This window comes from Paracoccus sp. NSM, assembly GCF_052379855.1.
In the GTDB taxonomy this organism is placed as follows: domain Bacteria; phylum Pseudomonadota; class Alphaproteobacteria; order Rhodobacterales; family Rhodobacteraceae; genus Paracoccus.
Genome location: NZ_JBQTCG010000001.1, coordinates 393152 through 413627 on the forward strand (window position 1 = coordinate 393152; position 20476 = coordinate 413627).

The following is a 20476-nucleotide window of genomic DNA, read 5'->3' on the forward strand; positions in this document are numbered from 1 at the left end:
GATCGGGGGCGCAGCCCCCGGCGAAAGCCGCCCCTTCGATGGGGGCGGCTTTCGCGGCTTGCCGGGGTCAGCGGTCGATCGTGATCGGCAACTGGAAGGAATAGCGCGCATCGGTCAGGCCCGCCGGCGCCGCCGGGCAACGACCGGCCCGCTGCGCCGCCCTGGCGACGGACTGGTCGATATCGGCCCGCCCCGACGAGGCCGCGACCGCGATGTTCTGGATCGTCCCGTCGCGCCCGACCGACAAGGCCAACACGACCCTGCCCCCGCGCGCCCCGCGCGGCGTGTCGGCCCTACGGCTGATGCAGTTGCGGATCTGGCCGCCCCATTGGGTCATCAGGTTCGCCCGCTGGTTCTCGCTGACGCCGCCAGCCCCGCCGCCGCCCCGGTTCGAGGCCGGCGCAGTGCCGCCCTGACCCGCCTGCTGGGGCGGGGGCTGCGATTGCGCCTGCTGGCGCACGGGGGCTTCGGGGGCGCGCTGGCGTGGCTCGGCGCGCTGCTGCTGCGGCTCGGGTCGGCTGCGATCGGGCCTGCGTTCGGGCCGGGCCGAGGCTTCCAGCGTCAGCGCGGGTTCGACGGCGATCTCGGGCGGCTCGAAGCGCTGGATCTCGGGCAGGTTCAGGTCGGCGGCTTCGATCCGGGGCGGTTCGGGCGCCTCGGGCAGGTTCGGCGCGGCCATCGGCATCTCGGGCGCGGTCAGGGCCGGGGGCGCCTCGGGGGGGGCGGTCATCTCGACGGGCTCGGGCTGCGGCATGGGCTGCATCTCGGGCGGGGTCTCGGGTTGCGCCAGATCGGTGGGCGTGGCGATTTCGGGCGTGTTTTCCCACTGGGACACCATCGACTGCACCTCGGCCCCGCCCGCGGCCAGTGCGGTCGGACCCAGATCGCCCATCTCGCCGCGCTGCAATTGCTCGGGCATCAGGATCGCCGCCGCCGAGACATGCAGCGCGGCGGCGATGGTGATGAAACCGGCGGTTTCCAGAACGCGTCTCTGTGCCATTCTTACCCTCCGCTGACGACAAGGCGCGCGCCCTCGGGGGCGATCTCGCGCAGGCGTTTCAGATGGGCGGCCACGATCACCGCCGGGGTCGCGGCGTCGGCGCGGATCTCGACCGCCTGTTCGGGCGCGGCCAGGGCGATGGCCTGCCAGACCGCGTCGCCGCGCGCCTCGTTCCAGGCCAGATCGCCCGATGCCGAAACGTAAAGCACGTCGCGCGCCTCGGCCCGCAATTCGGATGCGCCCCCCTCGGGGGTCGTCACCTCGAACGGGGTCGAGGGCGCGATCTGCGAGGTCAGCAGGAAGAAGATCAGCAGCAGGAACACCACGTTGATCATCGGGATGATCGATTCGCCGCGCGGGCGTCGGGGGGGCATGTCGATCCGCATGGGCTACTCGATCAGGATGAGGTCGGTGAAACCCGCCGCGCGCAGCAGGTCCATCACCGCGACCAGACGCTGAAGGTCGGCCTCGTCGCGCGGGCGCAGGATGACGGCGCCGCCATCGGGCATGGTCTCGACCGGCATCAGCTGGGCCAAGGCGTCGGGCAGGGCCTCGGGCGCGATCTCGGCGCCATTCAGGCGCAGCGCGTCGGGCGTGACGTCCAGCAGGCGCGGGGGTCCCTGCCATTCGGTCCCCGCGCCGCCGGTCCCGCCCGAGACGGGCAGGACCGCATCCATGCCGAAGCGCGAGGCCAGCATGAAGAAGATCAACAGCAGGAACACCACGTCGATCATCGGCGTCAGCGACATCCGCCGGGGATGCCGCCTTGGCCCCAGATCGAAGCCCTCGGTGTCGTCCGTGTGGCTCATTCCGCGGCCTGCCGTTGCCAGTCCTCATCCGCCTGCGGTTCGGGCCGCGACAGGGCGCGGGGTGCCGCGACAAAGACGCGGGTGGCCAAATCCTCCAGATCCGCCTGAAGCCGGTCGCTGATGCTTTCGAACCATGACAGCGCGACGCCTGCGGGGATCGCCACCGCCATCCCCGCCGCCGTGGTCAGCAGCGCGACCCAGATGCCGCCCGCCAGATCCGACGGATCGGCCTGATTGCCCGAGCTTTGCAGCACCTGAAACGCCGCGATCATGCCCAGAACCGTGCCCAGCAGGCCCAGAAGCGGCGCAATCGTCGCGATCAGTTCCAGCGCCCGCAACCCCTCGCGCGAGCGATAGAGCGCCTGTCGCGCCACCCGCGCGGTTTCCTCGCGGGCGGCCTTTTCGTCAAAGGCGGGGTCGAGCGTGGTGCCGATGGCCGCCTGCACGACCCGGGCGCGGGCCGAGGGGCGGCCGCGCACCTCGGCCATGGCCTCGCGCCAGCGGCCCTCGGACCACAGCTGGATGGCGCGGCGCGAATGGCGCCCACCCCAGACCCCCAGCCGCCACAGCGACCACAGCTTCCACAGAACCACCGTCAGCGTCAGCACCGACAGGGCCGCGATCAGCCACATCGTCCAGCCGCCATCCCGGATCATGCCGATCAGGGGCAGGGCGGACAGGGTCTCGGTCATCTGGTTCATTCGGTGGCTCCTTGTCTGCCATCCCGCCTTTCGGGGCGGATCAGAACGCCTTGGTCAGCGTCAGTTTGACATTCCGCCCGGCCGCAGGACCGGTCAGCCATGTCGCCGGGGTATAATCGCGATTGGTCACGTTATCGACGCCGAAATTGACCTCCAGCCCCTGCGCCACGCTGTCGGGCGCCGTCCAGGTGGCATAGATGTCATGCACGCCATAGCCCGACCGATGCGTGCCGTTGGCCTTTTCGCGACCATCGGCCAGCGTGCTGCGCGCGCCGATCTTCCAGCTGTCGGACAGCCGATAGCTGGCCTGAAGCATCAGGCGGTTGTTCTGCAACGTGTCCAACGTGGCGCCGTCCTGATCCTCGCCCTCGACCACCGTGACCGAGGCGCCTACTTGCCAGCCCGCGCTGGCATAGCTGGCCTCGATCTCGCCGCCGCGCAGAGTGGCGCGGTCGATGTTCTGATAGGCGGGGGTGGGTGCGCGACCATTGGTCCGCACGATCATGTCGCGGATATGGTTGCGGAACAGCGTGACGCGCAGCGCGGCCTCGTCGCCCTGGGCCAGCAGGTCGCCGCCGCGATAGCTGAAGCCGATTTCCAGGTTGCGGCCCTTTTCGGTCCGCAGGTCGGGCGAGGCGGCGCCGCCGGCAAAGCCGTCGTAAAGCTCGTCCACGGTGGGGATGCGGCGCACATCGGCGGCAGAGCCAAAGACCCGCCAATTGTCGTTCAGCCGGTAGATCGCGGCGATCTGCGGCTCGGCGGCGTTGGTGGACAGGCGGTCATCGCTGACGGTAACGCTGTCCTTGGGCTCGGTCCGCTGCCAGGTCTGGCGCAGGCCGGTATTCACGGTCAGCGCGCCCAACGTCACCTCGGACAGGGCATAGATCGCGTTCTGCCGGGTGAAGGCTTCGGGATGCGAGGACGAGATCGTCGTCGAGGACCGGTCCTGCCGCGAGGTTTCCGCGCCGATGGTCAGGTAATGCTCGTGCCCCGCGCCCGACAGGTCCGCGACGTTCCGCACGTTCAGCTTCCACAGCGCATAATCGCGCCGCCCCAGCAGGCTGGGCATGATGGGCTCCGCCGCGACCGAGCCCTGCTGCACATCCTTGATCGTGTTCGTATAGGACAGCGTTACCCGCGCGTCGATCAGCGCATTGTCGGCGGGGTTGTAGCCCCAGACCAGACGCGCGGTCTGGTCGCGGGTCAGGATGTCGCCGACGCCCCAACCCGGAAAGTTCGGGAACAGCCCGACCTGCGGGCCGTCGATCTGGTTGTAGTCCTGATCCCTGCCATCGGCTTCCAGATGCAGATAGCTGGCCTCGACATAATGGTCACCCAGTTGCTGCCGCGCCTTCAGCAGCAGGTTCGGCGTTTCCGAATTCGACCGCACGATGGTGTTGCCGTCGGCATCCTCGGTCTCGCCCAGCTTGCGGAAGGCAAGGCCCGCGACCGCCTCGAACCCGTCGGTCGGGCGCCAGCCCCAGACCGCGCTGGCCAGCGCCGTGTCGGGGTTGCTGGCATAGCCCAGACGCACGCGCCCGCCGCTGGTCCGGCCCTCGGCGATCAGGTCGCCCGCCTCGATCGTCTCCATCGCGATGACGCCGCCAAGCGCGCCCGCGCCATAGAGCGTGGACGACCCCGGCCCGCGCAGCACCTCGACCCGTTTCAGAAAGTCCGGTTCCACGAACAAAGACCCCTGACGGTAGCTTTCGTAGTATTTCCGCTCGCCGTCGATGATCTGGACGATCCCGGCCTCGGAGGCGGCCGATCCCGTCGCGCCGAAGCCGCGGATGTTGAAGCCCTGTCCGAAGAACCCGGCCGAACCCACGCCCTGCACGCCCGGCACATTGGCCAGCACATCGCCGATCGTGCCGGGGTTCAGGTCGTCAAGCTGGTCCTGATCCACCACCGTCACCGATTGCGGCACCGAGGATGCGACCTTTTCCGTGCCCGCACGCAGCACGATCGGGTCAAGGAGCAACCCGTCCGCCTGTTCCTGTGCCAGAAGCGGCGTCGTCATCAAGGTCGTTCCCAGAAGGGCGGCCAAGGCCGTCAGGTTTCCGCGCATGTCTGTCCCTTTGCGTCGCGTGTTCGCGCTGGCATCGGGCTGGCGTCTTGCGCCGCGTAAGGAATCTTACTAAAGATGTCAAGAATAGCGTCCAGCCTGTCAGCCAGATGCCCGCCACCGCTTTGGATCGAGGCCTGACATGAATGACCTGACGCCCGCGCGCCTGCGCGAACTGAAACGCGACGCTGCCCTGCGCCCCTATGATCTTGCCGCGCAGCTTGGCCTGTCCGAAGCCGCACTGGTCGAGGCCGAGCTGGGTCATGGCGCCACCCGGATCGACCCGACGCCGGGGCGCCTGATCCCCGCCGTGCAGGCTTTGGGCGAGGTGATGGCCCTGACGCGCAACCGGTCCTGCGTGATCGAGAAGATCGGCACCTACAACGACTTCCACGACGGCGACCACGCCGCGATGACGCTGGATGCGGAAATCGACCTGCGGATCTTTCCGCGCCACTGGGTCCATGCCTTCGCGGTTCAGGCCGACACGCCATCGGGCACGCGCCGGTCGGTGCAGGTCTTCGATGCGGCGGGGGCTGCGGTCCACAAGGTCCATCTGCGCGAGACCAGCGATCTGGCGGCGTGGGACTGGCTGCGGACCGATCTGGCGCTGCCCGATCAGCACGGCCTGTCCGATTACGCCCCCGCCCCCGCCCCCGAAGGCGCCCGCATCGCGCCCGACCGGGCCGAGGCTCTGCGCGCCGAATGGGCGGCGATGACCGACACGCATCAGTTCAACACGCTGGTCCGGCGGCTGAAGATGAACCGCCTTGGCGCCTATCGGCTGGTGGGCGCGCCCTGGGCGCGGCCTCTGGCGGCGGCGGCGTCGGACGCGATGTTCCGCGCGCTGCTGGCTCAGGGCCAGCAGGTGATGCTGTTCGTCGGCAACATGGGCTGCATCCAGATCCATTCGGGCCCGGTGCAAAGCCTGAAACCGATGGGGCCGTGGCTGAACGTGATGGATGCACGCTTCAACCTGCATCTGCGCGCCGACCATGTGGCCGAGGTCTGGGCCGTCGAGAAACCCACCAAGCGCGGCCCGGCTTTGTCGGTCGAGGCCTTCGACGCGGCGGGCGAACTGATCTGGCAATGTTTCGGCAGGCGCCCGGAAAAGGGCGGCGATGCCGAGGGCTGGGCGGCGCTGGTCGCGTCCCTGCCGGGCGTCGAGGTCCCCGCATGAGGGGTGCGGCGCTTCTGCTGGCGGTGCTGGCCTTGCCCTCGGTCGCGCTGGCCGACCGGGTTCTGGCCCTTGGCGGTGCGGTGACGGAAACCGTTCACGTGCTGGGCCAGGGCGACCGGCTCGTGGCGCGCGACACGACCTCGAGCTATCCGCCCGAGGTGCTGGACCTGCCCGATGTGGGCTATGTCCGCGCGCTCTCGCCCGAGGGCGTGCTGTCGGTGCGCCCCGACCTGATCATCGCCGAGGAAGGCGCGGGCCCGCCCGAAACGGTGGATATCCTGAAAGCGGCGGGCATCCCGCTCCACCAGATCGCTTCGGGCGAGGACGAGGCCTCGGTGATTGCCCGGATCGAGGCCGTCGCGGATGCGCTTGGCACGCCGCAGGCCGCCGCTGCGCCGCTGGCGGCGATCCGCGCCGATTTCGCCGCGCTGGAGGCCGCGCGCGATGCCGTCGATCAGCCCGCCCGCGTCATGTTCATCCTGTCGCTTCAAGGCGGGCGCGTGCTGGCGGCGGGGCAGGAGAACGGCGCCGATGCGATGCTGCGCCTTGCCGGGGCCGAAAATGCCGTGACGGGCTTTTCCGGCTACAAACCCCTGACCGACGAGGCGATCACCGCCGCCGCGCCCGACATCATCCTGATGATGAACCGGGGCGAGGGCGACAGCGATCACGGCGCCTCGGACGCGGCGCTCTTGGCCATGCCCGCGATCAGCACCACGCCTGCCGCGCAAAAGGGTCGGGTGATCCGCATGGACGGGCTGTATCTGCTGGGCTTCGGCCCCCGCACCGGGCAGGCCGCGCTGGACCTGCACCGCGCCCTCTACGAGGCCCCGTGATGGTTGCGACCGAGATTGGCCTGCGCCTCGAAGGCGACCGGCGCCATATCGGGCGCATGGTCGGGATGTGTCTGCTGGCGGCGCTGCTGGTCGTGTCGGCCCTGTCGCTGACGCAGGGGGCCTCGGGCGTGTCGGGGCTGGCGGTGCTGCGCGACCTGATCGCGGGGCGCGAGGTCGCTGTGACTGACCGCGTGGTGCTGTTCCAGATCCGCCTGCCGCGTCTGTTGACCGGCGTGCTGGTCGGGGCGGGTCTGGCTGTGTCGGGCGCGGTGATGCAGGGCCTCTTTCGCAACCCGCTGGCCGATCCGGGGTTGCTGGGCGTCAGCGCGGGCGCCGGGCTGGGCGCCATCGCGGCGATCGTTCTGGGCGGGATGCTGCCGCCCGCCATCGCGGCCTTCGCGGGCTGGCATCTGGTGCCGCTGGCGGCCTTTGCGGGCGGCTGGGTCGCCATGCTGGTGCTTTACGCGGTGGCGACGCGGGGCGGGCAGACCTCGGTTGCGACGATGCTGCTGGCGGGGATCGCGCTGGCCGCGATGGTGGGCGCGCTGTCGGGGCTGATCGTCTATTCCGCCGATGACGCGCAGCTGCGCGACCTGACCTTTTGGGGGATGGGCTCGCTGGCGGGCGCCAGCTGGACCAAGCTGGCCGCCGCCGCGCCCGTCATTCTGGCGGGGCTGGCCTGCGCGCCCTTCCTGGCGCGCGGCCTGAACGCGCTGGCTTTGGGCGAGGCCGTGGCCGCGCATACCGGCATCCGCGTCCAGCGCGTCAAGGCGGCGGCGATCCTGGGAACCTCGGCCGCCACGGGGGCCTCGGTCGCCATTTCGGGCGGGATCGGCTTTGTGGGCATCGTGGCGCCGCATCTTCTGCGGCTGATCCAGGGGCCGGATCATCGCTGGCTCTTGGTCAATTCGGGCCTTCTGGGCGCGACCATGCTGATCGCGGCGGACATGATCAGCCGCAGCATCGTGGCGCCCGCCGAATTGCCCATCGGGATCATCACCGCCGTGATCGGGGGGCCGTTCTTCCTGTGGGTGCTCTTGTCGAACCGCAAGGTGCTGGGATGAGCCTTTCTGCATCCGCCCTGCACATCGCGCTGTCGGGGCGCATGGTGCTGCACGGCGTCGATCTGACGGCGAAGGCCGGGCAGGTGACGGCGATCATCGGGCCGAACGGCTCGGGCAAGACGACGCTGCTGCGCGCCATGACCGGAGAGGTCGCGCCGCAGGCGGGCCGCGTCACGCTGAACGGCGCCGACATCGCTGGCCAGCCGCCCGAGGCTCTGGCCCGTCAGCGCGCCGTCCTGCCGCAGCACAGCGCCATCGGTTTCCCCTTCACCGCGTCCGAGATCGTGGGCATCGCGCTGGACGGGCTGCCCCTGACCGCGCCCGAACGCGCCGTGCTGATCCGCGCCGCGCTGGCCGAGGTCGGGCTGGCCGGTCACGCCGGGCGGCTGTGGCAGGACATGTCGGGCGGCGAACAGCAGCGCGCGCAAATGGCCCGCGCGCTGGCCCAGATCCGTGCGCTGCCCCAGCCGGACGGCCCACCCCGGTGGCTGATGCTGGACGAGCCCGTCAGCAGCCTTGATATCGCCCATCAGCTGGCCGTGATGCGACTGGCGCAGAGCCACGCTCAGGCCGGTGGCGGCACGGTCGCGGTGATGCATGACCTGAACCTGACGGCGATGGTCGCGGATCACGTGCTGCTGTTGCAGTCAGGCCGCGTGCTGGCCGAGGGACCGCCCGATCTGGTTCTGACCGACCGCCTGCTGGAGCGCGCCTATGGCTGCCCCCTGCGGGTGCGTCACGCCCCCGACCAAGGCGTCTGGCTGCTGCCGCAAAGTGCCGCATGACCGGGGGCTTGCCCCCGGCGCGGGCCTTGCCCAATCTGGCGGGATGACCCCACCCGCGACCCTATCCGTCGCCCTGCACCAAGGCCGCCTTTGCCACTGTTCGACCGCATCATGATCCTCGACTGGTCGGCGGCGGGATCGCCGAAAAGGGGCCGCGATTCGATCTGGATCGGCAGCGACCGCGCCCCCGCCCAGAACCCCGAGACGCGCCGCCGCGCATGGAAGCTGCTGGGCTGCGCCCTGTCGCGGGCGCGCAAGACGGGCGAGCGTGTGCTGGTCGGCGCCGATTTCGCCTTTGGCCATCCGGCGGGGCTGGCGCGGCGGATCACCGGGCAACCGGGTGCGCTGGCCCTGTGGGATCATCTGGGCGCGGCCCATCAGGACGATGACCGCAACCGCAGCAATTACCGTGATCTGGCGGCGGCAATGAACCGCGCCTTGGGCCAGCCGGTCTTCTGGGGCGACGGGCGCAAGCTGGCCACGCCCGATCTGCCGCGCCTGAAGCCCCGCGCCCATCCCGACCTGCCCCAGCACCGCGCGACCGAGGCCGCCAGCGGCACGGCGCGTCCGAAATCGGTGTTTCAGCTGGCGGGTGCAGGGGCGGTCGGCGCCCAGAGCCTGACGGGCATCGCCTGGCTGAACCGCCTGCGCCGCGCGCCGGGCATCGCGGTCTGGCCCTTTCAGCCCTGCGACAGCGCGCGCGTGGTGCTGACCGAGGTCTATCCCTCGCTGATCGGGCAGGCCGTGCGCGCGGCTGACGGCTTTGCCTGCCGCGACGAGGCCGAGGTGACGGTCCTGGCCCATGTCCTGCGCCATCTGGACGATGCCGATGCGCTGGCGCCGCTGCTGATGCCGCATCCCGCGATCACGGCGCTGGCCGATGAGGGGCAGATCCTGGGCTTCGGACACCAGCCCGCGCTGGACGCCGCCGCTGCCGCCGTGCTGGCCGCGCGGCCCTGGCGCGATCAGCTGTTGGGCGGCGCGGTGGATCGGCCGACGACCAGTTCGGCCTCGAGCAATTCCTGAACGGGGGTCGGGTCGTCGGTCTCGATCCGGTTTATCAGCATGGCGGCGATGCGTTGCCCCGCCAGCCGCACCGAGGACCGCATCGCCGTGAATTCCGGCACCGCATCGCGGTTGCTGTAATAGGACAGGTCGTCGTCGAAACAGACTACGGACAGGTCGCGGCCCAGTTGCAGCCCGGATTCCTGGGCGGCCTGCCGCACGCCCTCGGCGATCATGGTCGAGGAACACAGGATCGCCGTCGGGCGCGGCTGCTGCTGCAACAGATGCATCGTCGCGGCGTAGCCATGCGCGACGGTCATCTCTCCGCCCGGCATGTCGGCGCCGGGCGCAAGCCCCGCCTCGCGCAGCGCGTTCAGATAGCCTTCGCGGCGGCGATGGGCAAAGTCCAGCCGTTCGTCGCCATTGACCAGGGCGATGCGTCTGTGGCCCAGCTGGATCAGGAAGCCCGTCGCGCGCTCAAAGGCGCGGCGGTTGTTCACATCGACCCAGGAATAGGGCGCTGTCCGCCCCGAGACCCGGCCATGCACCACATAGGGCATGCCCAGCCTGTCCAGCAGCGCCGGGCGCGGGTCCTCATGCTGCGGGAATTGCACGATGACGCCGCCCACCATCTGGCGTGACTTGAGGCTGCGATAGGCGGCTTCCTGTTCCTCGTCGGGCAGGACGGTCAGGTTGATCTCGTATTTGTGCTGGGCGCATTCCTCGCCGACCCCGGCCAGGAAATCGGCATAGATCGGGTTGACGATCTCGTTCCGGCCGGTGATCGGGATGACGCAGCTGATGACCGGCGCGCGACCCATCGCCAGAAAGCGGGCATGGGCGTTGGGGCTGTAGCCATGTTCGCGCGCGGCGGCGATCAGGCGCGCGCGCGTCTGTTCGTTCACCTCGGGGTGGCCGTTCAGCGCGCGGCTGACGGTGGTTTGCGACATGCCCACCAGCCGGGCGAATTCCTTGAGCCTCATGTCCTGCTTGCCGTCTTGTCGGGGTCGTTCCGGGGGTCGCGGCGCCCCCTGATGCGCCGCGATCTGGCCGCCGCATGTCGCGGCGCGAAAACGATCATAGACGCCCGATGCTTACTGGCGCAAGCATCGCAACAGAAGGCGGGAACGCCCGCAATGCGCGCGCGTTATCCCATGTTCCCACGCATCGAGGAGAGACCATGAGCAACCGCGCTTTGGCCATCGCCGTCCTGATCGCCGCCCTGGCCTTTGCGGCCTCGCCCGTGATCTTTCCCGAATTCGCGGGCTACCGCCCCGACCTGTTCCCGATCCCGCAAGAGAACCCGCCGGTGCAGCCCGTGGGCTGGGCCTTCTCGATCTGGGGGGTGATCTATGCCTGGTTGATCCTTGGCGCGGGCTACGGGTTCTGGCGCCATGCCGGTGACGGCGATTGGCGTCCGATGCGGCTGTGGCTGCTGGCCAGCCTTGGCGTCGGCTTCTTCTGGATCCCGGTCGCGAACCGCCTGCCGGGTCTGGCCACGGTGATGATCCTGGTGATGATGGCCACGGCGGTCACCGCGATGATCCGGGCCGGGCGCGGGCATCCGTGGCTGGAGGCGCGCCCCGTCGCGCTTTATGCGGGCTGGCTGACGGCGGCCTCGGGCGTGTCCATCGGCGTCTGGCTGGGCGGGCATGGCTGGCTGTCGCCGCAGGTGGCTGCGATCCTGTGCCTGATCGGAATTGCCGGGGCCGCTTTGGCGATCCAGTCGCGCCGCCCGCTGGAATGGGCCTATCCGGCGGCGGTGATCTGGGCGCTTCTGGGCGTCGTTGCCGCGAATGCGCCGCGCGGCAACTGGGTGATCGTTGCGCTGGCCGCCCTGGCCGCGATTGCGCTGTCCGGTCGCATCTGGCAGGCTTACGCGCGCAGATAGGCTTCACGCATCAACAGGAGGCTCTGATGCGTCGTCGTGTATTTCTTGGACTGGCCGCCGCGATGGGCGCGCTGACGGGCCGCGCGCGTGCGGCCGAGGCGCCGGGCTTCACCTTTCCCTCGATCGACGGGGGCGATCTGGACAGCCTGGCCTGGCGCGGCCAGCCGGTGCTGGTGGTGAACACGGCCTCGCTTTGCGGGTTTTCCGGCCAACTGCGCGAGATGCAGACCCTGCACGAGACCTATGGCCCGCAGGGGCTGGTCGTGCTGGCCGTCCCATCCAATGACTTCAACCAAGAGCTGGCGACCGGGGCAGAGGTGCGCGAATATTGCGAGATGGAATACGGGATCGACCTGCCGATGACCGACATCCTGCCGGTGGCGCGCGGCGAGGTGCATCCCTTCTATGCGTGGGTCCGTCAGCAGACGGGGTTCGTGCCGAAATGGAACTTTGCCAAGGTTCTGCTGGGGCCGGACGGGCAGGTCATAGGCACCTGGAATTCGTTCACCCGGCCCGGCGCGGACGCGATCCGTCAGGGATTCGCGCCGCATCTGCGGGGCTGAGCCGTCACCAGGGCACGATCTGTCCCTTCCAGTCGCGGAAGCTGCCCGTATCCTCGGGGGTCAGGGTCTCGATCACGCCCAGCAGCGCGCGCGCGCTTTCATCGGGGGTGATCGTCGGGTGGCGCCCGGCATATTTCGCCGTCAGGGGCGTGGCCACCGTGCCGGGATGCAGCGCGACCAGCACCGCGCGCGGATTGCGCCGCCGCCACTCGATCGAGGCGGTGCGGATGATCTGGTTCTGCGCGGCCTTGGCGGCGCGATAGGACACCCAGCCCCCCAGCCCGTTATCCCCGATCGAGCCGACCCGCGCCGACAGCGAGGCCAGCACGGGCCGCCCCTCGCGCGACAGCAGCGGCGCGAAATGGCGGATGACCAGCGCGACGCCCGTGGCGTTCAGCGCGAAATGCGCGGCCATGGCCTCGGGGTCCAGTGCGTCCATCGTCTTTTCCGGCTGGCGCCCGTCGATGACCAGCGCGCCCGTCGCATTGAAGATCAGGTCGAAGCGGTGATCCGCCAGCGCCCGGGCATGGGCGGCGACGCTGTCCGGGCGGGTCAGGTCCAGCCCGTCGCCGCTGCGCGACAGGCTTGTGACCGCCACGCCCTGCGCGCGCAGGCGATCCACCAGCGCCGCGCCGACCCCGCCCGAGGCCCCAAGGATCAGTGCCTTTTCCATCCCGTCCTCTCCTTTGTCAGGATTTCAGTTCCTCGTATGCGGTCAGCGCCCGCGCCCGCCCCTGCGCCAACGAGATCGACGGCATGGCCCGCCGCGTCAGGTCGATCTGCCACGACCGGGGCGCGGCGGCGGCGAAATCGCGGGCGCCCTCGCCGGCGGGGCGCATCCAGTGGTCGCGATAGGCGCATTTCGGGTCGAACTTGTCGCCCTGACCATCGGGGTTGAACACCCGGAAGAACGGCGAGGCATCCGGCCCGCAGCCCGCCACCCATTGCCAGTTCATCGCATTCGAGGCCGGGTCCCAATCGGTCAGGCAGCGCGCGAACCAGTCCAGCCCGACGCGCCAGTCGGTCAGCAGGTGCTTGGTCAGGTAGCTGGCCGTGATCATCCGCACGCGGTTGTGCATCCGGCCCGTGGCGTAAAGCTCTCGCATGCCGGCATCGACCATGCCCACGCCGGTCTGGCCGCGCCGCCAGCATTCGGCATCGGCATTGTCGCGCTTCCACGGAAAGCGGTCCCATTCCTCGCGCCAGCAGCTTTGGTTCATCCGGGGCGATTCGTGCAGCAGGTCGCGGGCGAATTCGCGCCAGGCCAGTTCCGACAGGAAGCCCTCGGCGCCGGGCCTGCCGTCGTGAAAGGCGGGCAAAGCGCGGTGCCAGACGCGCCGGGCGCTGATCTCGCCCACGGCCAGCGCATCGGCCAGACCGGACGTGGAGCGGGGCCGGAAGGGGTGGTTGCGATGCGTGTCGTAATCCGGCAGCGGGCCGTCCAGGAATTCCGACAGGCGGGCATGGGCTTCGTCCTCGCCGGGGCGGGTATGGCGGGCGACCACGTCCCAGCCCCGGTTCATCGCCGCCCGCGCCTCGGGCCAGTCCAGCCCGTCGCTGTCGGGCCAGTCATCGGGCGAGGACAGGCGCGGCGCGTCCTGCGGCGGGGCGATGTCCTGCTGGCGCAGCGCCTTCCAGAAGGGGGTGAACACCTTGTATGGCCCGCCCGTCTGCGTCCGCAGGCTGGCCCGTTCGACCAGATCGGCCAGCGGATGCAGGTGCAGGCTGGCCCCGCCGCGCTCCGCCGCCGCCCGAAGCCCGTGATCCGAGGCAAAGGGAAAGCCCGTGCTGGCATGGATCTGGGTCGCGCCGGTTTCGAGCAATAGGGCCTCGATCACCTCGGCCGGGTTGCCGCGCCTGACGATCAGGCGGCTGCCGCGCTGGCGCAGGCTGGCATCCAGACGCGGCAGCGACAGGGCCTGCCGCATGGCGCTGGCGGGGTGGTCCGCGGCCTCGGCCGGGTCAAGGATCACCAGCGGGATCACCGCGCCCGCCTGGGCGGCCGCGATCAGCGCGGGGTGATCGTCAAGACGCAGGACGCGCCGGAACCAGCAGATGACCGTCATGATTTGCCCTTTCCCGTTGCACCAACACGCGCGAAAGCGTCGAAAAGTTTCCCGATCACGCCCTGCTTTCGGCGGCAAGGGGATGCGCGCCATTGTCACACCGGGCAGGGCTGCTATAGCTGTCGCCCTGACCGCGCCAGAACAAGGATGCCCCACAGCGTGACCGAAACGCCGCCAGCAACCGGGCTTGTCTCGCTGGTCTCTGCCGGGCCGGGCGATCCCGAACTGTTGACGCTGAAGGCCGCGCGCCGTCTGGCCGAGGCCGAGGTGGTGCTGTTCGACGACCTCGCATCCGGCTCGGTGCTGGATCACGCAAACCCGGATGCCCAGCTGATCGCGGTGGGCAAGCGTGCGGGCCGACCCTCGGCCCGGCAAGAGGCCGTGAACCGGCTGATCGTGGATCACGCCCGGTCGGGGCGCCGCGTCGTGCGGCTGAAATCGGGCGATGCGGGCATCTTCGGGCGGCTCGAGGAAGAGCTGGTCGCCCTGGCGCAGGCGGGCATCCCGTTCGAGATCGTGCCGGGCGTCACCACCGCCAGCGCGGCGGCGGCGGCAGCGGGGATGCCGCTGACCCGGCGCCTGACCGCGCGGCGGCTGCAATTCGTCACCGGTGCCGATGTGACCGGCCAATTGCCGCAGGATGTGAACTGGGCCGCGCTGGCCGATCCGCAGGCCACGACGGCGGTCTTCATGGGCCAGCGCAGCTTTCCCGCACTGGTCGCGGGCCTGCGCGCGCATGGCCTGCCGGGCGACACGCCTGCCCTCTTTGCCGAGGCCGTGGGCCATCCCGAACAGCGGCTTGAGCCGACCACGATCGAGGCCTTGGCCCGGCGTCTTGAGGGGATTGTTCCCGACCAACCGGCTCTGATCCTTTATGGCCCCCTGGCCCTGCCTGATCCGGAGAAACAGGGTTAACATCCTGTAAATCATGACGATCTGTTAAAATCCAAGCAAAAGCGGGGCTGTTCAGCCTGCGGCGAAGCGCCCATCCTGCCTAGGCATAAGCCGGTCTGGGCCGGGGCCATCGCAGCCGTTGAACATCATGATCACCTATCGCCACGTGACAACCTTCGGTGTCACGCAACAACGCTGGCTGTCCAACGTCACCGATCTGGCGATTGCCGAATCGGACGGGCGGTTCATGCTGTTCGCGGCGACCCAGATCGGCGGCGGGGTGACCAGCTACGCGATCGGGGATCCCGACCTGCCGCTGCAGATGCTGCGGAACCGGGCATATCTGGACAGTTTTACCTATTCCGGCCCGCCCGAGATCACGCTGCTGTCGCTTGGCGGGCGCAACCTGTTGCATCTGGGTCAGTTGGGCGGCGCGACCAATCTGGGGTTGACCTACCGGATCGACAACGGCGCGATGCCGGCCTTCGGGACGGCCTTCCCCTCTGGCCTGCCGCCGGGCAGGATCACCGCGCTGGAACCGGTGTCGCTGCCCGGGGGCGAGTTCGTGCTGATCGCGCAGGGCGGTCTGACGCTGAGCCTGCATCGCGTGGGCGCGGATGGCGGGCTGGTGCGGCAATCCTCGCTGACGATCCCGACGCCGGACCGCGCGACGCCCGGCGCCCAGATCGACAGGGTGGCCGTGGCGCAGGTCGATGGCCAGACCATCGTCGTCACGATCTCGGGGAACGGCAATTTCGTGTCTACGCATCTGGTGTCGGATAGCGGGCATATCGGGCCGGGCAACCTGCATGTCGCGGCGCGGGGGATGGGATATGACCAACCCTCGCAGCTGCAGGTGGTCGAGGTCGGGGGCAGCACCTTCGTCATTCTGGGCGGGGGCGGGTCGAACTCGATCTCGGTCTTCCGGCTGGACGGGCAGGGGCGGCTGATTGGCACCGACCACATCATCGACGAGCGCACGACCCGTTTTCAGTCCGTCACCGCCATGGAAAGCGTCGAGGTGGACGGCCGCACCCTTTTGTTCGTGGGCGGCGCGGATGACGGGATCTCGGTCTTTACGCTGCTGCCGGACGGGCGGCTGCTGCATCTGGTGACGATCGAGGATGCGAGCGGCACCACGCTGGCCAATGTGGGCGCGATCCGCGCGCTGGTGGTCGAGGGCCGCGTGATGCTGTTCGTGTCCAGCACGACCGAGACCGGGATCACGCAATTCGTCTTTGACCCCGGCCGGATCGGCCTGACCACGCAGACGGGGACCGGCGCGCAGAACGGCACCAGCGGCAGCGACCTGTTGCTGGCGGGCGCCCTGTCCACGCGTCTGTCGGGCGGTGCGGGCGACGACATCCTGGTGACCGGCGGGCGCCAGATCAGCCTGACGGGCGGTGACGGGGCGGATCTGTTCGTCGTGACGCGCACGCGCGGAACCGTCACGATCACCGATTACGAGCCGGGCATCGACCGGCTGGACCTGTCGCTTCTGGGCAATGTCCGCAGCATCTGGCAGCTGCGCTTCATTCCGACCAGCACCGGCGTCCTGATCGTCGCGGGCGAGATGGTCATCGACATCCAGACCCGCAACGGCCGGTCGCTGGCCATCGGCGATTTCTCGAACGAGATGCTGTTCCCGGTCGCGCATTACCTGCTGCCGGAACTGGACCCGTCCCGCATCCGCCCCGAGGGCACGCCCTCGGACGCGCCCGAATGGCTGTTCGGCACCGAGGGGGCGAACCTGCTGCTGGGCGGCGCCCGCCCCGAGATGATCAATGCGGGCGGGGGCAATGACACGATTTCGGCCGGGGGCGGCAACGACACGGTGCGCGCGGGGGCGGGCAACGACGTGGTGCGCGGCGGGGACGGCAACGACCTGATTTTTGGCGGTCAGGGTCGCGACACGCTGTTCGGGGATGCGGGCAACGACATCCTGCACGGGGATGAGGGGAACGACACGCTCTATGGCGGGGACGGCGATGACGTGCTGCACGGCGGGGGCGGCGATGACCTGCTCTATGGCGGCAACGGCAATGACCGGCTGTTCGGTGGAGGCGGCAATGACACGCTGTCGGGTGAGGCCGGGAACGACTACCTCGAGGCGTTGCAGGGCAACAACCGCCTGCTGGGCGGATCGGGCAATGACACGCTGGTTGCGGGGGCGGGGGCCGATTACCTGAACGGGGGCAGCGGCAATGACCTGCTGCGCGGCGGCGGCGGCAACGACACGCTGCTGGGCGAGGACGGCAACGACAGGCTGGAGGGCGGGGACGGCAACGATTCGCTGGCTGGCGGGGCAGGCGACGACGAGCTTTTCGGGGACGAGGGCAATGACACGCTGCGCGGTGGCGCAGGCCGCGACCGGCTATATGGCGGTGGCGGTAATGACCAGCTTTGGGGCGATGACGGCGACGACACCTTGTGGGGGCAGGGCGGGGATGACGTGCTGCGCGGCGGCGTGGGCAATGACGTGCTGTTCGGCGGCGATGGGCGCGACACGCTGCACGGTGACGACGGCAATGACGTGCTGCATGGCGAGGATGGCGATGACTGGCTCTATGGCGGCCGCGGCGACGATACGCTGCATGGCGGCCTTGGCAGTGATCAGCTTTGGGGCGATGACGGCGACGATCTGCTGCTGGGCGGCGCGGGGAACGACTCGCTGCGAGGCGGCCTTGGCAATGACAGGATGCAGGGCGATCTGGGCGACGACCTGCTGTTCGACGATCAGGGCGACAACCTCTTTGACGGCGGCGACGGCAATGACACGATCCGCGCCGGGGCGGGGCGCGACCGGATCTTCGGCGGGGCGGGCAACGATCTGGCATTTGGCGGCGGCGGCAACGACTTCATGGATGGCGGGCCGGGCGACGACAGCCTGCACGGCGAGGGGGGCGACGACCGCCTGATGGGGGGCGCGGGCAATGACCGGCTGTTCGGCGGGCCGGGCGCCGACCGCATCCTGGGCGGATCGGGCAACGACAGGCTGGTCGGTGGGATTGGCAACGACCTGTTGCAGGACATGATCGGCGACAACCGGTTCGCAGGCGGGCCGGGCAATGACACCATCCGCGCCGGATCAGGGCGCGATACGATCCTTGGCGGGACGGGGGCCGATCTTGTGTTTGCCGGTCGCGGCAATGATCGCGTCCTGGGCGGGCCGGGGGATGATACGCTCTATGGCGGCGCCGGGGATGACACGATCGAGGGACGAAACGGCAATGATCGGATCTTCGGCGGCGGCGGCAGTGACCGCCTGTTCGGAGGTCCGGGGGCCGACCGCATCCTGGGCGGTCCGGGCCATGACCTGCTGCATGGCGGTTTCGGCAATGACACGCTGGTGGGCGGTCCGGGCCGCGACACGCTGCGCGGTGCAGGCGGCCATGACCTTCTGCGCGGCCAGATGGGCGACGACCTGCTGGACGGAGGCGATGGCAACGACACACTGGTCGGCGGCTTTGGTGCCGACACGCTGATCGGCGGGCGAGGCCGCGACCTCTTTCGCGTGCTGGGCCGCGACGACAGCCGTGTCGATGCGCCCGACCTGATCCGCGACTTCACGCGCGGCGAGGATCGGCTGGACCTGTCCTTTCTGCGCGTCGGGTATGTGGGGCAGGGGGGGCATTCGGGAGAACGCTCGGTCCGGTGGCAGGTCTCGGGCAACGAGACGCAAGTCTGGATCGACCTTGACGGAGACCGGCGCGCCGACATGCTGATCCGCCTTGAAGGCGTGAATGGCCTCGGCGCCGAGGATTTCCTGTTCTAGCCCTCTTCCAGCCGCGCACAGGCCCATCTTGCGGCGTCGGCGACGGTCGCGTCCGGGTCCTCCAGCAGCGCCGCCGCCACGGGGCGCAGCGCGGGCAGGCTGGAATTGCCGATGGCATAGAGCACGTTGCGGATGAAGCGGTCGCGCCCGATCCGCTTGATCGGGCTGCCCGAGAACCGCGCCCGAAAGGCCGCATCGTCCAGCCCCGCCAGTTCCGCCAGCAGGGGCGCCCCGATGATCCCGCGATAGCGCATCTCGGACCCGGCCTGCGCGAACTTGTTCCAGGGGCAGACCGCAAGGCAATCGTCGCAGCCATAGATCCGGTTGCCCATCAGCGCGCGCAGTTCAGGATCGACCGGCCCCTTGTGCTCGATCGTCAGGTAGGAAATGCAGCGCCGCGCATCCAGTTGGAAGGGTGCGGGAAAGGCGCCGGTCGGGCAGGCATCCAGACAGGCGCGGCAGGAACCGCAATGCTCGCGCTCGGGCCGGTCGGGCGGCAGGGGCAGAGTGGTGAAGATCGCGCCCAGAAAGAACCAGCTGCCCAGATCGCGCGACAGAAGGTTCGTGTGCTTGCCCTGCCAGCCCAGCCCCGCCGCCTGTGCAAGGGGCTTTTCCATCACCGGCGCTGTGTCCACAAAGACCTTGATCTGATGCCCCGGCGCGCGTTCCAGCATCCAGCGGCCCAGCTGCTTCAGGCGCTTCTTCACCAGATCGTGGTAATCGCGCCCCTGCGCATAGACGCTGACCGCTGCCCGGTCGGGCTGGTCCAGCACTGCCAGCGGGTCGGTCTCGGGGGTGTAAAGCTCGGCCAGCATGATGACCGACCGCGCCTCGGGCCACAGGGCGGCGGGGTCGGCACGCCAAGAGGTGCGTTCGGCCATCCAGCCCATCTGCCCGTGATGCCCGGCCTCCAGAAAGGCCGCCAGCCGCGCGGGCAGTTCAGGCAGCGCGTCGGGCCGGGTGACGCCCATCGCGGCAAAGCCGATCGCGCGGGCCTCGGCCTCGATCTCGGTGCGGGCCTGGTGCCAGTCGGTCGGATCCGCGCTGTCCGGGGGGGTCCGGGGGGCCGGCCCCCCGGCGGTCGCGGGACGCAACCGTCCCGCCGGCGGCTTACCCGAAATCCAGCTCGGCATAATGGGGGGCCGGATGAATGCCCGGCACCTGATCGGCCAGAACGGAGCGGAAGGCCGGCCGCGACTTGATCGTCGCATACCAGTCGCGCAGCATCTCGGAGCGGTCCCAGTCCACGTCCGAGATGTAGTCGAGGCACGAGAAATGCGCCGCCGCCGTGAAATCCGCCAGGCTCAGCGTGTTGCCCGCCAGCCAGCGCCGCGTCTCCAGCAGGGTGGTCAGATAGTCGATATGCTCCTTGATCGCGCGCAGCCCGTCCTTGACGACGCGGCTGTCGGGATAGCCCTGCCGGGTCAGCTTCTTCCAGACGCGCTCGCCCAGGATGGGCTGGGTGACCTCGGCGTTGAACTTGTCGTCGAACCAGGCGCAGAGGCGCCGGACCTCGTGGCGTTCAAGCGGCGTCTGCGGCATCAGCGAGGGCGCGGGCACGGCCTCGTCCAGGTATTCGATGATCGCCTGGCTTTCGGCCAGCATGTTGCCCCGGTAGCGCAGCACCGGCAGCTTGCCTGCCGGGTTGCGCCGCTTCAGGTCGGGCGGGTTCTCCCAATAGCGTTCCTCGACCAGTTCGACCTCGATCTTCTTCTCGGCCAGAACCAGCCGCACCTTGCGCGAATAGGGCGAAAGCGCGGTATGATAGAGTCGCGTGGTCTGGGTGTTTGTATTCATTGACTGCTCGGGACCCCTTCGTGTCGCAACGGCGCCTTGATACGC

General features: G+C 69.5%; 19 protein-coding genes. 9 read left to right on the forward strand and 10 right to left on the reverse strand.

From position 1 onward, the window contains the following. Positions 1 to 67: 67 nt before the first annotated feature. The 5 genes from ACTZWU_RS01840 to ACTZWU_RS01860 are packed head-to-tail and all read right to left on the reverse strand — an operon-like array spanning position 68 to position 4578. On the reverse strand, positions 68 to 1000 hold the full coding sequence (locus tag ACTZWU_RS01840; protein ID WP_444735646.1) for a TonB family protein: 933 nt from the start codon (positions 998 to 1000) through the stop codon (positions 68 to 70). Between the two features lie 2 nt (positions 1001 to 1002). Next, complete coding sequence (locus tag ACTZWU_RS01845; RefSeq protein ID WP_444735647.1) at positions 1003 to 1374, reverse strand: biopolymer transporter ExbD; 372 nt, start codon at positions 1372 to 1374, stop codon at positions 1003 to 1005. A 15-nt stretch (positions 1375 to 1389) separates the two neighbouring features. Next, positions 1390 to 1809, reverse strand: a complete 420-nt coding sequence (locus ACTZWU_RS01850; RefSeq protein ID WP_444735648.1) for an ExbD/TolR family protein — start codon at positions 1807 to 1809, stop codon at positions 1390 to 1392. Next, positions 1806 to 2510 (reverse strand): MotA/TolQ/ExbB proton channel family protein, encoded by a 705-nt coding sequence (locus tag ACTZWU_RS01855; protein ID WP_444735649.1) that lies wholly within the window; start codon positions 2508 to 2510, stop codon positions 1806 to 1808. Before ACTZWU_RS01855 ends, ACTZWU_RS01850 begins: the two co-directional genes overlap by 4 nt. Before the next feature lie 40 nt (positions 2511 to 2550). Continuing rightward, entirely contained in the window at positions 2551 to 4578 is a 2028-nt protein-coding gene (locus tag ACTZWU_RS01860) for a TonB-dependent receptor domain-containing protein (RefSeq protein ID WP_444735650.1), read from the reverse strand. Positions 4579 to 4717: 139 nt separating this feature from the next. Between ACTZWU_RS01860 and ACTZWU_RS01865 the strand changes: the two genes are divergently transcribed. The 5 genes from ACTZWU_RS01865 to ACTZWU_RS01885 all read left to right on the forward strand — a co-directional run bounded on the left by ACTZWU_RS01865 (position 4718) and on the right by ACTZWU_RS01885 (position 9466). Next, complete coding sequence (locus tag ACTZWU_RS01865) at positions 4718 to 5755, forward strand: hemin-degrading factor (protein ID WP_444735651.1); 1038 nt, start codon at positions 4718 to 4720, stop codon at positions 5753 to 5755. Continuing rightward, a complete protein-coding gene (locus ACTZWU_RS01870; protein ID WP_444735652.1) occupies positions 5752 to 6591 on the forward strand; it encodes a heme/hemin ABC transporter substrate-binding protein in 840 nt (279 codons plus the stop codon). The genes ACTZWU_RS01865 and ACTZWU_RS01870 overlap by 4 nt, the downstream gene beginning before the upstream one ends. Beyond that, entirely contained in the window at positions 6591 to 7655 is a 1065-nt protein-coding gene (locus tag ACTZWU_RS01875) for a FecCD family ABC transporter permease (protein WP_444735653.1), read from the forward strand. The genes ACTZWU_RS01870 and ACTZWU_RS01875 overlap by 1 nt, the downstream gene beginning before the upstream one ends. Further along, the gene (locus ACTZWU_RS01880) at positions 7652 to 8440 is read left to right on the forward strand and encodes a heme ABC transporter ATP-binding protein (protein WP_444735654.1); all 789 of its coding nucleotides are present in this window, start codon (positions 7652 to 7654) and stop codon (positions 8438 to 8440) included. The genes ACTZWU_RS01875 and ACTZWU_RS01880 overlap by 4 nt, the downstream gene beginning before the upstream one ends. Positions 8441 to 8530: 90 nt before the next feature. Next, positions 8531 to 9466 carry a molybdopterin guanine dinucleotide synthesis gene (locus ACTZWU_RS01885; RefSeq protein ID WP_444735655.1) on the forward strand — a complete coding sequence of 312 codons (936 nt, stop codon included), beginning with the start codon at positions 8531 to 8533 and terminating at the stop codon, positions 9464 to 9466. On the opposite strand, the gene ACTZWU_RS01890 is transcribed toward ACTZWU_RS01885, so the two are convergent. Beyond that, complete coding sequence (locus ACTZWU_RS01890; RefSeq protein WP_444735656.1) at positions 9406 to 10428, reverse strand: LacI family DNA-binding transcriptional regulator; 1023 nt, start codon at positions 10426 to 10428, stop codon at positions 9406 to 9408. The two genes, ACTZWU_RS01885 and ACTZWU_RS01890, sit on opposite strands and share 61 nt — an antisense overlap. A 197-nt stretch (positions 10429 to 10625) precedes the next feature. Here ACTZWU_RS01890 and ACTZWU_RS01895 point away from each other — a divergent pair, with 197 nt between their 5' ends. Together ACTZWU_RS01895 and ACTZWU_RS01900 are read left to right on the forward strand one after the other, a co-directional pair. Further along, positions 10626 to 11336, forward strand: a complete 711-nt coding sequence (locus ACTZWU_RS01895) for a TspO/MBR family protein (protein WP_444735657.1) — start codon at positions 10626 to 10628, stop codon at positions 11334 to 11336. Between the two features lie 26 nt (positions 11337 to 11362). Further along, positions 11363 to 11899: a glutathione peroxidase gene (locus ACTZWU_RS01900; protein ID WP_444735658.1), complete on the forward strand. Its 537-nt coding sequence runs from the start codon at positions 11363 to 11365 to the stop codon at positions 11897 to 11899. 4 nt (positions 11900 to 11903) lie between these two features. Here the strand turns inward: ACTZWU_RS01900 and ACTZWU_RS01905 are convergent, their stop codons facing one another. Next, the gene (locus tag ACTZWU_RS01905) at positions 11904 to 12572 is read right to left on the reverse strand and encodes an SDR family NAD(P)-dependent oxidoreductase (protein WP_444735659.1); all 669 of its coding nucleotides are present in this window, start codon (positions 12570 to 12572) and stop codon (positions 11904 to 11906) included. A gap of 16 nt (positions 12573 to 12588) precedes the next feature. Then, positions 12589 to 13965, reverse strand: a complete 1377-nt coding sequence (locus ACTZWU_RS01910; protein ID WP_444735660.1) for a cryptochrome/photolyase family protein — start codon at positions 13963 to 13965, stop codon at positions 12589 to 12591. Positions 13966 to 14124: 159 nt separating this feature from the next. Between ACTZWU_RS01910 and cobA the strand changes: the two genes are divergently transcribed. Together cobA and ACTZWU_RS01920 are read left to right on the forward strand one after the other, a co-directional pair. Next, positions 14125 to 14880, forward strand: a complete 756-nt coding sequence (gene cobA, locus ACTZWU_RS01915; protein WP_444735661.1) for a uroporphyrinogen-III C-methyltransferase — start codon at positions 14125 to 14127, stop codon at positions 14878 to 14880. Positions 14881 to 15007: 127 nt separating this feature from the next. Beyond that, the gene (locus ACTZWU_RS01920; RefSeq protein WP_444735662.1) at positions 15008 to 18634 is read left to right on the forward strand and encodes a calcium-binding protein; all 3627 of its coding nucleotides are present in this window, start codon (positions 15008 to 15010) and stop codon (positions 18632 to 18634) included. Here ACTZWU_RS01920 and queG read toward each other — a convergent pair. After that, the gene (gene queG, locus ACTZWU_RS01925) at positions 18631 to 19641 is read right to left on the reverse strand and encodes a tRNA epoxyqueuosine(34) reductase QueG (protein ID WP_444735881.1); all 1011 of its coding nucleotides are present in this window, start codon (positions 19639 to 19641) and stop codon (positions 18631 to 18633) included. The genes ACTZWU_RS01920 and queG overlap by 4 nt on opposite strands. 103 nt (positions 19642 to 19744) lie before the next feature. Continuing rightward, complete coding sequence (gene fzlA, locus ACTZWU_RS01930; protein WP_444735663.1) at positions 19745 to 20431, reverse strand: FtsZ-binding protein FzlA; 687 nt, start codon at positions 20429 to 20431, stop codon at positions 19745 to 19747. Between the last annotated feature and the right edge of the window lie 45 nt (positions 20432 to 20476).